This window comes from Roseovarius sp. THAF27 (assembly GCF_009363655.1).
Lineage (GTDB): Bacteria > Pseudomonadota > Alphaproteobacteria > Rhodobacterales > Rhodobacteraceae > Roseovarius.
The window spans coordinates 2735330-2749289 of sequence record NZ_CP045393.1 but is presented as its reverse complement, the minus strand read 5'-3'; the positions used below and the strand labels follow the sequence as shown (position 1 = coordinate 2749289).

The 13960-nt window shown below is 67.7% G+C and carries 16 protein-coding genes; 14 read left to right on the top strand and 2 right to left on the bottom strand.

Annotated elements, in window-relative coordinates; translation table 11 throughout:
* Nucleotides 1-99: 99 nt before the first annotated feature.
* The 7 genes from FIU89_RS13870 to FIU89_RS13840 all read left to right on the top strand — a co-directional run bounded on the left by FIU89_RS13870 (nucleotide 100) and on the right by FIU89_RS13840 (nucleotide 7294).
* A complete protein-coding gene (locus tag FIU89_RS13870) occupies nucleotides 100-1332 on the top strand; it encodes a TRAP transporter substrate-binding protein (RefSeq protein WP_152493146.1) in 1233 nt (410 codons plus the stop codon).
* 103 nt (nucleotides 1333-1435) lie between these two features.
* Nucleotides 1436-2104, top strand: coding sequence for a TRAP transporter small permease (locus FIU89_RS13865; RefSeq protein ID WP_152493145.1), 669 nt, complete (start codon nucleotides 1436-1438; stop codon nucleotides 2102-2104).
* Nucleotides 2104-3462 carry a TRAP transporter large permease gene (locus FIU89_RS13860; RefSeq protein WP_152493144.1) on the top strand — a complete coding sequence of 453 codons (1359 nt, stop codon included), beginning with the start codon at nucleotides 2104-2106 and terminating at the stop codon, nucleotides 3460-3462. Before FIU89_RS13865 ends, FIU89_RS13860 begins: the two co-directional genes overlap by 1 nt.
* A gap of 12 nt (nucleotides 3463-3474) precedes the next feature.
* Nucleotides 3475-4248 (top strand): IclR family transcriptional regulator, encoded by a 774-nt coding sequence (locus FIU89_RS13855; RefSeq protein WP_152493143.1) that lies wholly within the window; start codon nucleotides 3475-3477, stop codon nucleotides 4246-4248.
* A gap of 16 nt (nucleotides 4249-4264) precedes the next feature.
* Nucleotides 4265-5572: a histidinol dehydrogenase gene (gene hisD / locus FIU89_RS13850; protein ID WP_152493142.1), complete on the top strand. Its 1308-nt coding sequence runs from the start codon at nucleotides 4265-4267 to the stop codon at nucleotides 5570-5572.
* Nucleotides 5565-6326 carry an SDR family NAD(P)-dependent oxidoreductase gene (locus tag FIU89_RS13845; RefSeq protein WP_152493141.1) on the top strand — a complete coding sequence of 254 codons (762 nt, stop codon included), beginning with the start codon at nucleotides 5565-5567 and terminating at the stop codon, nucleotides 6324-6326. Before hisD ends, FIU89_RS13845 begins: the two co-directional genes overlap by 8 nt.
* The gene (locus FIU89_RS13840; protein ID WP_152493140.1) at nucleotides 6323-7294 is read left to right on the top strand and encodes a zinc-binding dehydrogenase; all 972 of its coding nucleotides are present in this window, start codon (nucleotides 6323-6325) and stop codon (nucleotides 7292-7294) included. Before FIU89_RS13845 ends, FIU89_RS13840 begins: the two co-directional genes overlap by 4 nt.
* Nucleotide 7295: 1 nt before the next feature.
* Here FIU89_RS13840 and FIU89_RS13835 read toward each other — a convergent pair whose 3' ends face one another.
* Entirely contained in the window at nucleotides 7296-7703 is a 408-nt protein-coding gene (locus FIU89_RS13835; protein WP_152493139.1) for a rhodanese-like domain-containing protein, read from the bottom strand.
* A gap of 25 nt (nucleotides 7704-7728) precedes the next feature.
* Nucleotides 7729-7950 carry a hypothetical protein gene (locus FIU89_RS13830; protein WP_152493138.1) on the bottom strand — a complete coding sequence of 74 codons (222 nt, stop codon included), beginning with the start codon at nucleotides 7948-7950 and terminating at the stop codon, nucleotides 7729-7731.
* Nucleotides 7951-8086: 136 nt separating this feature from the next.
* On the opposite strand from FIU89_RS13830, the gene FIU89_RS13825 reads away from it, so the two are divergent.
* The 7 genes from FIU89_RS13825 (at nucleotide 8087) to FIU89_RS13795 (ending at nucleotide 13879) form a co-directional block, all read left to right on the top strand.
* Nucleotides 8087-9010, top strand: coding sequence for a hypothetical protein (locus FIU89_RS13825; RefSeq protein WP_152493137.1), 924 nt, complete (start codon nucleotides 8087-8089; stop codon nucleotides 9008-9010).
* Nucleotides 9011-9148: 138 nt separating this feature from the next.
* Nucleotides 9149-10102 carry a MoxR family ATPase gene (locus FIU89_RS13820; RefSeq protein ID WP_254701682.1) on the top strand — a complete coding sequence of 318 codons (954 nt, stop codon included), beginning with the start codon at nucleotides 9149-9151 and terminating at the stop codon, nucleotides 10100-10102.
* Nucleotides 10099-11001 (top strand): DUF58 domain-containing protein, encoded by a 903-nt coding sequence (locus tag FIU89_RS13815; protein WP_152493136.1) that lies wholly within the window; start codon nucleotides 10099-10101, stop codon nucleotides 10999-11001. Before FIU89_RS13820 ends, FIU89_RS13815 begins: the two co-directional genes overlap by 4 nt.
* Nucleotides 10998-11360: a hypothetical protein gene (locus tag FIU89_RS13810; RefSeq protein ID WP_152493135.1), complete on the top strand. Its 363-nt coding sequence runs from the start codon at nucleotides 10998-11000 to the stop codon at nucleotides 11358-11360. The genes FIU89_RS13815 and FIU89_RS13810 overlap by 4 nt, the downstream gene beginning before the upstream one ends.
* On the top strand, nucleotides 11353-12318 hold the full coding sequence (locus tag FIU89_RS13805) for a VWA domain-containing protein (RefSeq protein WP_152493134.1): 966 nt from the start codon (nucleotides 11353-11355) through the stop codon (nucleotides 12316-12318). The genes FIU89_RS13810 and FIU89_RS13805 overlap by 8 nt, the downstream gene beginning before the upstream one ends.
* Entirely contained in the window at nucleotides 12315-13208 is an 894-nt protein-coding gene (locus FIU89_RS13800) for a VWA domain-containing protein (protein WP_152493133.1), read from the top strand. The genes FIU89_RS13805 and FIU89_RS13800 overlap by 4 nt, the downstream gene beginning before the upstream one ends.
* Complete coding sequence (locus FIU89_RS13795; RefSeq protein ID WP_152493132.1) at nucleotides 13205-13879, top strand: hypothetical protein; 675 nt, start codon at nucleotides 13205-13207, stop codon at nucleotides 13877-13879. Before FIU89_RS13800 ends, FIU89_RS13795 begins: the two co-directional genes overlap by 4 nt.
* Nucleotides 13880-13960 lie beyond the last annotated feature (81 nt).

Here is a 13960-nt window from a genome sequence, read left to right as displayed (position 1 = left end):
TCCTCCCGCTTCTCAAAAAAACTCTATGCAGAACGGGAAAGCTATTCTAGTCTTTTTTGAAACGTTACGTCTCAAAAGTTGTCAAAATGGGAGGATTAAATGGCAATTTATGACCGAGTGAAGGGCGTTTCGCGCCGGGATTTTTTCAAGATAGCAGGCACTTACGGCATGAGTTCGACGCTCATGGCGGCGGGGGCCTTTGGTGGTGCAATGACGGCGGCGAACCTGGCGCGTGCGGCGGAATCGACCTATGAGAAGCGATTCTCGAAGGAGGCGAAGCACACGCTGAAACTGGGGGCGGCGGGGTTCAACCCGCAGAACCTGCTGATCGAACGGGCGGGCGTGCTGGACTTTGCCCGCGACCTGGAGAGCCGGACGGACGGGGAGATCCGGATCGAGTTCATCGGCAACAACCAGATCTGCAACCAGCTGTCCTGCGTGGAGAAAACGCAGCAGGGCATCACCGACATGTACGCGGCCTCGACCCAGAACTCGGCCGGGGGCGCGCCTTACCTGAACGTGCTGGACTATGCCTACATGTTCCGCAGCCGGGCGGACCAGTATTACTTCCTCTATCACCCGAAAAGCGTGGAAATCCTGCGCGACCCGTTGGAGAAACGCCACGGTCTGAAGTTCCTGTTCAGCCACGCGGAGCTGCGCGGCATCCAGCTGGGCCTGTCGTGGGAGGACAAGCCGACGGTGACCAAGCTGGAGGAGATCTTCGGCACCAAGAACCGCGTCACTGGAACGCAGCTGGGGCGGATCGCGATGGAAGCGCTGAACCTGAACCCGGTGCCGATCGCGTGGGAGGAAACGCTGGACGGTCTGAAGCAGGGCCTGATCGACGGGGCCGAGACCTGGGCCTCGGCGGTGGCCTATGCCAACATGTCGCCGGTCGTAAGCCAGTGCGTGGACCTGAAGTTCTTCTGCGGGACAGAGCACACGGCGATGAGCGCGTCGGTCTTCGACGGCCTGGACGGCGCGTTGCAGGACGCTGTGATGGAATCGGCGTATTACGCGCAATCCTACGTGCAGGCGGCGAACGAGGCTGCGCTGGTCAACACGGTGGGCTTCAGCCATCCGCACCAGGGGCCCGACACGATCTTTGCACAGAACAACGTGCGGGTCGCGGCGCTGCCCGACGAGGAGATCAAGAAGGCCGAGGAAATGTGCAGCCCCGAGTTCCAGCCGCAGCTGTGGGAACAGTGGCGCGAGCGGCTGAACCAGTGGTCGGGCGGTCTGGATACCTACCAGGAAATCTATGACACCGTGCGCGAGCATGACGTGACTCTGGCCGAGAATGTCGAGCCGCGCCGCTGGTGGAAAGGCTGACGCTTTCATAGACATCATGGTGCCGGCCCCTTCAAACGGGGGCCGGTAGCAACCAGTCCGAGACCGGCGGAGCACGCCGGCGCAACGACAATGGGAGGATGCCATGTCGATCATGACCGACGTGGGAGAGATTTTTTCGGCCGTCGCCTCGAATGACGCCTGGATGATCCGGGAATCGCTGCAATCGAATGCCGCGTGGTACCTGGGCGCGGTCGTGACGCTGGTGGGCGGGCTGGCGCTGGTGGCGATGTACCGCGCGCTGCCCTTCGTCGAGCGGCACCTTGAGCGCACGATCATGGTGGTGGCCTACCTGGCGGTGGCGCTGATCATCTTCTGGGGCGTGATCGACCGCTTCGTCTTTTCCAGCCAGCTGCCGTGGTCGACGACGATCCCGCCCTTGCTGTTCATGATCATGGCGTGGTTCGGGGCGACGTATAACGTGGCCCTGCGCACCCATCTGAGCTTTGCGGAGTTCCGCAGCCGGATGCCGCGGAGCGGACAGTTCGCCTGCCTGATGCTGGACGCGGTGCTGTGGTTCGTCTTTGCCGTCATCGTGATGGTCACCACGGCGCGGGCCGCCGCGCTGTCGGCGTCGAATTTCCAGATCGTGCTGGGCACGGACAACACGCTGCAATGGTGGTTCCTGATCACCGCGCCGATCGCGTTCCTGCTGATGGCGGCGCGGACGTTCCAGAACCTGTTCGAGGATATTTCCAACTGGCGGTCGGGCCGGCCGTTGATCAAGCAGGCCGTGATCGGGGGGGACGTGTGATGACGGATGGTACAATCATTACGCTGATTTCGCTGGGCGTGACGTTCCTGTTCATGCTGGGTGTGCCGGTGTTCCTGGTGATCGCCTATTGGGTGATCGGGTGCAGTTTCGTGTTGAACCTGACGCTGGACAACCTGGGCGCGGAATTGCTGAACGTGTTCAACAAGGGGTTCGCCCTGCTGGCGATGCCGCTGTTCATCCTGACCGGCGACCTGATCAACAAGTCGGGGATTGCGCGAAGGCTGTCTGACTTTGCCTATGCCTGTCTGGGCTGGTTGCGAGGGGGACTCGCCATGGCGAGCCTTGGGGCGTGCGGGCTGTTTGCCGCCATTTCGGGGTCGAACTCGGCCACGACGGCCACGATCGGTTCGATGCTGCATCCCGAGATGGTGAAGGGCGGGTACGACGAGCGGTTTTCGGCGGCCACGGCAGCAGCGGGCGGCACGGTGGGGATCATCATCCCGCCCTCGATCATCTTCATCGTCTACGGGTTTTTGATGAACCTGCCGATTTCGGACCTGTTCGTGGCGGGCATCCTGCCCGGGGCGCTGATGGTCATCGGGATGCAGTTCGCCTGCTGGATCATCTGCCGGATGAATGGCTGGGGCTACCTGATCCCGCTGCAACTGAACCGGGTTCTGAAAACCGCGTTCGGGGCCTGGCTGGGGTTCTTTGCCATCGGGCTGGTGCTGTGGGGCATCTATACCGGCAAGTTTTCCCCGACCGAGGCGGCGGGCGTGACGGTGGGCTTCTGCATCATCGCGGGGCTGCTGAGCTGGGTGGTGAGCCGCGTGTTCCACGTGGACGGCACGAAGCCCTGGAACGAGAAATCGTACCTGTCGATGCTGGTGGTCGAAGGCTTCACCATCCCCGAGATCCCCGGCATCGTGATGCGCTCGGCGCAGATCACGGGCATCCTGGCGCCGCTGATCGCCATCTCGGTGGTGATGCAGCAGATCCTGTCGCTGCTGGGCGCGCAGGCGGTGATCGGCGATTTCCTGACCTCGATGGGGGGGTATTATCCGGTTCTGTTCACCGCGATGCTGATCGTGTTCTTTTCCGGCATGATCCTGGAATCGCTGCCCGTCACGATCATCCTTGCGCCCATCCTCGCGCCGATTGCGGCCAGCGTGGGGGTCGATCCGGTGCATTTCTCGGTGATCTTCCTGGTGGGCGCCTCTATCGGGTTCATCACGCCGCCCTATGGGCTTAACCTTTATGTGGCCTCGGGGGTGACGGGGGTGCCATACTTCAGGCTGCTGAAGTATACTGTGCCGTATCTTATTGCCTTGATCAGCGTGTGGGTTCTGGTCTCGCTGGTGCCCGACCTGGCCTTGGCACTGTTGCCGAACAGGTAGGAAAGACGTGACATGCCCGACGACCAGTCCAAGGACGGAAAATACCTGATCCCCACCAACCTGCGCCTGCTGGTGCTGCTGGAAGAGGTGGCGAAGGCAGGCGTGCCGGTGGCGCCGGCGACGCTGGTGGCCGCCCTGGGCCTGCCGAAGCCGACGGTGCATCGGCTGCTGGCCACCGCCGAGACGGAAGGGTTTTTGCAGCGCGACGTGGACGGGCGGTCGTTCGGGCCGGGCAAGCGGCTGCGGACGCTGTCGATCAACACGCTGTCTTCGCAGCGCATCCGCACCGAGCGGCTGATGATCATGAAGGCCCTGGCCGAGGATGTGGGCGAGACCTGCAACCTGGCAGCACCCGGGCGCTATGGCATGGTGTACCTGGACCGGGTCGAGACGCATTGGCCGCTGCGCATCCAGTTGCCGGTGGGCACGCAGGTGCCGTTCAACTGCACCGCCAGCGGCAAGATGTACCTGTCGTCGCTGCGCACCGACAAGCTGTCGCGGCTGTTGCAGAACCTGGAGATGCCGCGCCGGACCGGGCGGTCGCTGACCGACCCCGACGCGCTGATGGCCGAACTGGCGCGCATCCGCGAGCGGAACTACTCGACCGACAACGAGGAATTCATGGACGACATGACCGCCGTGGCGGTGCCGATAAGGGATGACCAGAACCGGCTGGTGACCACGCTGTCGCTGCATTCGCCCGTCCAGCGGCGCAACCTGCCGGATTTGGAGGAGTATTTGCCACGCCTGCGAGAGGCGGCGCGGCAGTTGGAAGAGTTGATCTGAAGGAGGGCCAGCCGGCATGGCGCGGGAGTATCTGAAGAAGGCAAAGCTGACCTCGCGCTCGGGGGCGTCGGATGTCCATGCGACGGTGCAGGGCATCCTGGACGCCATCGAGGCGGGTGGCGACGCCGCCGCGCTGGAATACGCGCGGAAGTTCGACCAGTACGAGGGCAGCATTTTGCTGTCGGATGCCGAGATCGAGGCCGCCTGCGCGCTGGTGCCGGACAAGCTGAAGGCCGATATCCGGTTTTCGCATGACAATGTGCGGCGGTTCGCCGAGCGGCAGAAGGCCACCGTGGCAGATGTGGAGCTTGAGGTGGTGCCGGGGCTGACCGCGGGCCAAAAGGCGATCCCGGTGGATGCCGCCGGCTGCTATGTGCCGGGCGGGCGGTACAGCCATATCGCCAGCGCCATCATGACGGTCACCACGGCCAAGGTCGCCGGGTGCAAGCATATCACCGCGTGCAGCCCGCCGCGCCCCGGTGTAGGCGTGGCCCCGGCGATCGTCTATGCCGCGCATATCTGCGGGGCGGACCAGATCATGGCGATGGGCGGAGTGCAGGGCGTGGCGGCGATGACCTTCGGCCTGTTCGGCCTGCCGCCGGCGAATATCCTGGTGGGGCCGGGCAACCAGTTCGTGGCCGAGGCCAAGCGGATACTCTTTGGCCGCGTGGGCATCGACATGATCGCGGGGCCGACGGACAGCCTGATATTGGCGGACGGCAGTGCCGACGCGCATATCGTGGCGACGGACTTGGTCAGCCAGGCGGAGCATGGGTATAACAGCCCGGTGTGGCTGGTGACGGATGACCGGGCGCTGGCCGAGGCGGTGATGGACGCGGTGCCGAAGCTGATCGATGACCTGCCGGCGGTGAATTGCGAGAACGCCACGGCGGCGTGGCGCGACTATGCCGAGGTGATCGTCTGTGCCAACCGCGAGGAGATGGCGGCCTGTTCGGACGAATATGCGCCCGAGCACCTGACGGTGCAGGCCGAAGACCTGGATTGGTGGCTGGAGCGGCTGACCTGTTACGGGTCCTTGTTCCTGGGCGAGGAGACGACCGTGAGTTACGGCGACAAGGCGGCGGGGACGAACCACGTTCTGCCGACCTCGGGGGCGGCGCGTTACACGGGTGGGCTGAGCGTGCACAAATACATGAAGATCGTGACCTGGCAGCGGGCGACGCGCGAAGGCTCGAAGCCCGTGGCGCAGGCCACCGCGCGGATTTCCCGGCTGGAGGGCATGGAAGGCCACGCGCGCGCGGCGGATGCGCGGCTGGCCAAGTATTTCCCCGGCGAGAATTTCGACCTGAGCGCGGATGGCTGACCCGGCCCGCCTGTTCGATCTGAGCGGGCGGGTGGCGTGCGTCACCGGGGCCAGCTCGGGGCTGGGGCAACGGGCTGCGGAGGTGCTGGCCGCCGCTGGCGCGAAGGTCGTGGGCGTGGCGCGGCGAGAGACGCCCTTGGCGGAGTGGGCCGGACGCGTTGGAAATGCTGCGGCCTATGTCGTGGGCGACGTGGCGGAGCGCGAGGGCTTGCCCGATTTGGTGGCGAAGGTGTCCGCGCCGTTCGGGGCGCCGGATATCGTGGTGCACGCGGCGGGGGTGAACACGCGGCAGGCGGCGGATGACGTGACGGCGCAAGGCTGGGACGCGACGCTGGCGCTGAACCTGAGCGCGCCGTTTTTCCTGAGCCGGGCGCTGGTGCCGGCGATGAAGGAGAAAGGCTGGGGCCGGATCGTGAATTTCGCCTCGTTGCAGACGACGCGGGCTTTTCCCGGCGGCATCGCCTATGGTGCGACGAAGGGTGGAATCGCGCAGTTGACGCGGGCGATGGCCGAGGCGTGGTCGGGCCACGGGATCACGGCGAACGCCATCGGGCCGGGATTCTTCCCGACCGAGCTGACGCAGGCCGTCTTTGGCGACGAGGCGCGGGCGGCACGCAACGCGACGCACACCTGTATCGGGCGCAACGGCCGGCTGGAGGATATCGACGGGCCGATCCTGTTCCTGTGCTCTGATGCAAGTGCATACGTTACCGGGCAGGTGCTGATGGTCGACGGAGGGTTTACCGCGAAATGAAGGCGTTGATCTATGATGCGCCCGAGCGGCTGGGGTTTAGGGATGTGCCGGAGCCGGTGGCGGGGCCGGGCGAGCGCCTGATCCGGGTCGAGGCGGTGGGGATCTGCGGCTCGGACATGCACGCCTATCTGGGCCATGACGACCGGCGGCCCGCGCCGCTGATCCTGGGACACGAGGCGGCGGGGGTGATCGTGGATGGGCCCGACAAAGGGCGGCGGGTCACGATCAATCCGCTGGTGACCTGCGGGGAGTGCGCCGCCTGCATGGCGGGGCGCGAGAACCTGTGCGAGGCGCGGCAGATCATCTCGATGCCGCCGAAGGACGGCGCGTTCGCGCAGTTCGTGGCGATGCCGGAGCGCAACCTTGTCACCGTGCCGGAGGGCGTGCCGCTGGACCGCGCCGCGCTGGCGGAGCCCCTGGCGGTGAGTTGGCACGCGGTCAGGCTGGCGCTGCAGGTTGTTCCGGGCCCCGACCGGGCCCTGGTTCTGGGCGGCGGGGCCATCGGGCTGGCCGCGGCGCTGGCCCTGACGGCGATGGGGGTGCCGGGCGTGACGGTGGTGGAGCCGAACGCGGCGCGGCGGGATTTCCTGGCCGGTGTGTGCAGGGACCATGTCGTGGCCGAGGCTGACGGCCTGTTCGATATCGTGGTGGATGCCGTCGGCTATGCCGCGACGCGCAAGGTGGCGTCGGCGCGGGCGCGGCCGGGCGGGGTGATCGCGCATGTGGGTTTGGGCGAGGATGTGGGCGGCCTCGATATCCGGCGCATGACCTTGCAGGAGATCACGTTCATCGGGACCTATACCTATACGGCGCAGGATTTCCGTGACACGGCGCAGGCGCTGTTCGACGGGCGGCTTGGAAGGCTGGAGTGGTTCGAGACGCGGGGGTTGGACGAGGGCGCGGCGGCGTTCGCCGATCTGCGGGCGGGCAAGGTGGCCGCGCCGAAGATCGTTCTAAAGCCTTGGTAGGTCAGGTTTTATTGTCTTCGGGGTATTCGACCGGGCCGCCCTGGTCGGCCCAGGTGGAGAAGCCTTCGCGCAGGTGCGACGCCTGAAACCCCATGTCCTGAAGCGTGGCGGTGGCCAGTGCCGAGCGCCAGCCGGAGGCGCAGTGCAGCACGTAGCGCTTGCCCGGCTGGGCGAAGACATCGCGGTGATAGGGGCTATCGGGATCGACCCAGAATTCGAGCATCCCGCGCGGCGCGTGGACGCTGCCGGGGATGAACCCGCTGCGCCGGCGTTCGCGTATGTCGCGGATATCGACGATGACGACGTTCGGGTCGTCCAGCGCCGCGATGAGGTCGGGTGTCTCGACTTCGTCGATGCGGGCGCGGGCGTCGGCGACCATCTGGGCGGCGGTGGTCCTGAGTTGGGTCATCAAAGCTCCTTCGGGGGCGGGGCGGTCAGGCGCTGGGGCGCGCGTCGAGCCAGGCGATCTGGTCGCGAATGAAATGCGGGTCGGTTTCCATGCGGATGAACACCGCCGTCAGGGCGGCGACCGCCGCGGGCATCTCATCCTCGGGGTTGGCGTCGGGCATGAGGATTTCGCGAGTCCCGTCGGGCGCGACTGTCAGCGCGAACGTGTTCGCCGGGATCATCGTGCCGGTTTTGGAATGCTCTGGCATCGCTGTCTCCTTTTCAGGGGAAAAAGGATATGCCTTGCGCGGCGGGTTGTCAAAATCCGTGCCCTGTCTCGCGGTTGGCGGGATTTGTGGAAACGATCCCGCGACTGGCCTATGTTGCGCGATCAGGGGAGGTGCCATGCGCGTCATTCGACTTGCTTTAATGCTGATCTTTGCCGGGCTTGCCGCGCAGGCGGAGCAGCGCGAGGATTACCTTGAGATGGCGCGGCGCGGCTGGAGTTACGAGCTGCGCACCACGATGATCGGGCGGGACATGGCGATCCCGGTCAGGATCAACGGGCGCGACATGGCAGGCGCCGCCCTGTGCGTGGTGGGCGAGAAGCCCCATGCCGAGACGCGCGCGGTGCTGACCGCCTTCCGGGGGTTGATCGGCGAGGTCTACGGCAAGCCGCTGCCGATGCGGTTCGCCGGCGCGACCGCGCAGGGCTGCGGTGCGGGACGTGTGGTTCTGCTGCGGCTGTATTCGGGGCGGCCGCCGAACCGGGCGCTGTCGGCCGACGTGGCGTGGATGAACAGCGCCTTCGGGCTGGGCCTGCCGCGAGGGCGCGACTATGCCGCGATGTCGCCGGCGATGGCGCAGACGTTCTTCGGGCACTTGGGTCAGGTCACGCATATCATGGTCAAGCAGCCGGGGCCGTCGACGCCGGGCACCCTGGAGCGGAAATTCTACCGCTCGATCCTGGTGGAAGAGCTGTACCAGTCCTTCACCTTCGGGATGGACGTGCTAAAATTCGACCGCGACGCGCGGTTCGTGTCGAAATTGCAGGAATTCCCGGTGAACATGGGCCGGATGCCGTGGAGTTCGCGCGGGTTCATGCGGGCAATCCTGGGGTCGAACCCGGTGGGGCTGTGCCGGTTCGACGTCTTCATGCTGCACGCGGTGGCGCAGTCGCCGGGGGCGCAGACCAATGCGCCGGAGTTCATCGAGTTCATAGACGCCAATTACGAGCGGCTGGACGCGCTGAGCGCGGAGAGCTTTGCCGACGCGCGGTTCGCGCCGCTGATGGACCCCGATTGCGCGGCGGACCGGACGGTGCGGTAGGACCGTGGGCGGCGGCGGTTACGACTTTCGGTTAGGTAGGCGGCGACAGGCCGCTTGGCCTAGCGTTAACGGCATGTGTCGCGCGGCGGGAGAGACCGCGCGGCGCTGGTAAACGTCCGTGTTTCGGGAGGGCAGGATGTGCTGAAAGAAGCCGGCCAGCGCGATATCGCGTCTTTGTTGCAGCAGTTGGGGAACGGGCTGATCGGGCATGAGCGCCTGATCGAGCGGATGACGATCGCGCTGTTGACCGGGGGGCACCTGCTGGTGGAAGGGGCGCCGGGGCTGGCCAAGACGCGGGCGGTGAAATGCCTGGCGCGGGCGGTGGAAGGCTCGTTCGCGCGCATCCAGTGCACACCCGACCTGATGCCCGCCGACCTGACCGGCACGCCGGTCTACAAGCCGGGCGATGGCAGTTTCGAGTTCGTCAAAGGGCCGGTGTTTCACAACCTGGTGCTGGTCGACGAGATCAACCGGGCGCCGCCCAAGGTGCAGTCGGCGCTGCTGGAGGCGATGGGCGAGGGGCAGGTCACGGCGGGGAGCGAGACGCACGGCCTGCCCGATCCGTTTCTTGTGGTGGCGACGCAGAACCCGATCGAGCATGAGGGGACGTTCCCACTGCCCGAGGCGCAGCTGGATCGGTTCCTGCTGCACGTGGTGCTGGACTTGCCGGATATCGAGACCGAGCGGGCGATCCTGAACCTCGTCGAGGCCGAGACCCATGGCGAGGCGGTGCTTTCGGACGCGACGATCAGCCAGCAGAGCCTGAAGAAGGCGCGGAAGGCGGTGGCGGATGTGCATCTGGCCGCCGAGCTGCGCGACTATATCGTGCGGCTGGTGATGGCGACGCGGGCTGGTGATCTCGCCAGGGACATTCAGCACGCGGTGTCGCCGCGCGGCACGCTGGCGCTGGCGGCCTCGGCGCGGGCGCGGGCGCTCCTGAAGGGGCGTGATCATGCGCTGCCCGAAGACGTGGCGGCGCTTGCCCCCGATGCGCTGGCGCACCGGATGGTGCTGAGCTGGCGGGCCATGGCCGAGGGGCGGCGCGCGCGGGACGTGGTGGCGGAGATCGTCAAAGCGGTGGAGCCGCTGTGAGTGCCGCGCTGGAGCAGCCGGGGGTCCGGCTTGCCGCCGGGGACCTGATTGCGCTGCGCGCCCATGCGTTGACCGGGCCGGGCGGGGCGGAGCAATGCGCCACGCTGCCGGGCGGTCATGCGACGCGGGTCAAGGGGCAGGGGATCGAGGTGGCGGATATCCGGGATTACCTGCCCGGCGACGACATCCGGCATCTGGACCGGGCCAGCACGGCGCGGACCGGCAAGCTGCATGTGCGGCAGTTCCAGGCGGAGCGGGACCGGGTGCGCTACCTGGTGGCGGATATGCGCAGCGAGATGCTGTGGGGGCTGCGGCGGGCGCTGTTGTCGGTCGCGGCTGCCGAGGCGCTGGTGTTGGATGCCTGGCCGCTGGTCGAAGAGGGCGGGCGCGTCGGCCTGCTGGCGGTGACGGACCGGGACGTGACGGTGGTGCCGCCGAGGGGTCGTATCCGCGGGATGCTGGACGTGATCGGCGGGCTGGTCGAGGCCCACGCCCGGGCGCTGGAGGACGCGGTGCGCGACAAGGGGGCGACCGGCGGGGCGCTGTCACTGGACCGCGCGCTGCACCGGCTGGAACGGCTGGCGCCGTCGGGGTCGGAGATCGTCATCGCCTCGGGGTTCGACGCGCCGAGGGAGGAATTGGTGAAGGTGTTGGATGGGTTGGGGCAGCGCCGCGCCATACGGCTGCTGCTGGTGTCCAACACCGAGGCGTTGCCAGCGGGACGCTACCCGGTACGGCTGGCCGACGGGCGACGGGCGAATTTGCGGATCGGGGCCAATGACGCGGTGCCGACGGCAGTGAGGATCGCGGGGCGCGAGGCGCTGGTGGTGGATGCGGGCGCCGACCCGCGAGAGACGGCGCGGGTGCTGATCCGCTATCACGACGAGAACGCGGCATGAGCGGCGCGCCCCTGTCGGAGGCGGCGATGCGCGACAGCCTGCTGGACATAAGGCTGCCGCCGGGGGGCGCGTTGGACGCGGTTGCGGATGTGCTGGTGTCGGCGGGGCTGGCGGGGTGCACCGCACTGGTGGTGATCGGCGGGCTGCGGCTGGCGTTCACGCGGCGGCGTGCTGCGATGACGCTGGGTCTGGAGGCGCGGATCGCCGCGTTGGCGGAGTTGCCCGAGGATGCGCGGCGGGTGGGCTTGCTGCATTTGCTGAGGCAGGTGGCGCCGGAGCGGTATGATGCGCTGCGCCCCAACCTGTATCGGCGGGACGCGGAGATCGACGTGGAGGCGGAGGTCAGGGCGCATGTTTGAGCTGGCCCAGCCGCTGGCGCTGCTGTTGCTGCCGCTGCCGTGGCTGGTGCAGCGGTACGTGGCGGCGCGAAGCGTGGGCGGCCGCGCGCTGGTGCTGCCGCGCCGGGTGGGCGAGGAGTTGGTGGCACGTGCGCGACGTGGTGGCGCGGGCGTGGCGGGAGTGCCGCTGCGTGACGGCGCGTTGTGGCTGGCGTGGGCGTTGCTGGTGGTGGCGCTGAGCGGTCCGAGGGACCTGGCGCCGGTGTCGGCGCTGAAGGTGTCGGGGCGGGACCTGGCGATCGCGCTGGACCTGTCCGGCTCGATGGTGCGGGACGATTTCGACCTGGACGGCCGGCAGGTGACGCGGCTTGAGGCGGTCCAGACCGTGGGCGCGGAATTCGCGCGGCGGCGGGGCGGCGACCGGCTGGCGTTGATCGTGTTCGGATCGGAAGCCTATTACGCGACGCCCTTCACCTTCGACATTGAGGCGGTGGCGCAGGAGATCGAAACCTCGGTGATCGGGATCTCGGGGCGGGCGACGAATATCTCGGACGGGCTGGGACTGGCGCTGAAGCGGATGAGCGAGAGCGAGGCGGCGAGCAAGGTGGTGATCCTGCTGTCGGACGGGGTGAACAATGCGGGCGCGACGAAGCCCTTGGGCGTGGCGGAACTGGCCGCCGATATGGGTGTGCGGGTGCATACGATCGCGCTGGGGCCGAAGGACCTGGAGAGTGCCGAGGAGGGCGAGCGCGGCGTGGTCGACGCGCGGACCTTGCGGGCGATTGCGGAGGTGTCGGGCGGCGAGAGTTTCCGGGTGCGCACGACGGAGGATCTGCAAGAGGTGGCCGAGGCGCTGGACCGGCTGGAGGCGAATGACAGCGATGGGCTGGCCGCCGAGGTCTACCGCGAATACTGGCCATGGCCGGCCGCGGCGGCGGCGTTGCTGTGCCTCTTCGTGATCGCGAGGGACCCGGCATGAGCCTCGACGTGACATTGCTGCGGCCCCTGTGGCTGCTGGCGTTGCCGGTGCTGGCGGGGCTGGCGTGGTGGTTGTGGTCGCGGCGGCAGGGCCTGGGCGACTGGCAGCGCGCGGCGGATCCGGGGATGATCCGGGCGATGGCGGCGCTGGGCCGGGTCGAGGCGCAGGCGGGGCGGTCGGGCCTCTGGGCCGGGATGGCGGTGCTGGGGATCGCGGTGCTGGCGCTGGCGGGCCCGGCGGTGGAGCGGCGGGACACGCCAAGCTTTCGCAACCTCGACGGGGTGCTGTTCGTGGTGGATGCGTCGGCCAGCGTCATGGAGGACGCGCGCTGGCCGCGGATGCAGGCGCTGGGGCGGTTCGGGCTGGCGAGCCTGGGGACGCGGCCCGGGGGGATCGTGGTCTATGGCGGAGATGCGTATCTGGCCACCGGCATGACGCTGGATCACGTGCAACTGGGGCAGACCTTTTCGCTGATCGGGCCGGAGCTGGTGCCGGACCCCGGCACGCGGCCCGAACGGGCACTGGCGCTGGCGGTGGCGCGGCTGGAGGAGGCCGAGATCATCGCGGGCGACGTGGTGCTGTTCACCGATGGGGCGGGGCTGGGGCCGGAGAGTTTGCGGCTGGCGGCGCGGCTGTCGGAGATTGGCGCGCGGCTGTCTGTGGTGGGGATGGGCGATGATCCGGCGTTCGGGACCCATGCGCAGGCGGGTGGGGGGCAGGTCTTTGGCGTTGATGATGGCGAGGCGCTGGCGGACATGCTGGGGCAGGACATGGCGGCGCGGCTGGAGCGGCAGGACTATCCGCTGATCTTCTGGAGCGACATGGGGCGGTACCTGCTGCTGTTGGCCGCCGTGCCGATGCTGCTGATGTTCCGCAGGCAGGGCGCATGAGGGGGTTTGCGCTGATCACGGCGGTGTTCCTGCTGGCGGGAGGGGCTCTTGGCGGTGCGGCGTCGCTGGGGCGCGTGCTCTTGGCGGTGGGGCTGCCGGGCTGGGCGGCGGAGGTGTTTCAGGCGCCGGAGTGGCAGGGTGTGGCGCTGTTCCGGGCGGGGGAGTTTGGCATGGCGGCGGAGGCGTTCGCGGCGGCGGGAGAGGAGTACAACCGGGGCAACGCGCTGGCCTTTGCGGGGGAATATGCGCGGGCGTTGGAGGCCTATGATCTGGCCATTACCGCGGGCGACCCGCGGGCGCGGGCGAATTTCGACGTGGTCGCGGCCTATTACGCGGGGCTGGCGATCGACCCCGAGGCGCTTGACCTGCTGCCCGAGCGCAAGCGCGGTCCGACGGCGGAGGCCGAGGTGGGCCAGGGCGACGCGCGCGCGGCGGGGACCGGAGACGGGGTCAGCAATACCGGCTCGGTTCTTGGCATGGCGGAGCTGGAGAGCCGCGGCAAGCTGGGGGTGCGGCGGGTGTTCAAGGACTATTTCATGGTGGCCGACGAGCGTTGGCTGTTGCAGCTGGAGGACGTGCCGGGCGAGTTCATGGCCGAGCGGATCCTGCAGGAGCACAAGCGGCGCGACAAGCTGGGGCTGTCGCCGCCAGAGCCGGAGGACTCGAGATGAGGGGGATCTTGCAGGCGACACGAGAGCTGTTGCGCGCGGCGGCGGGAGGTCCCGGATCGGGTCCGGGACGGGGGAAAGGAA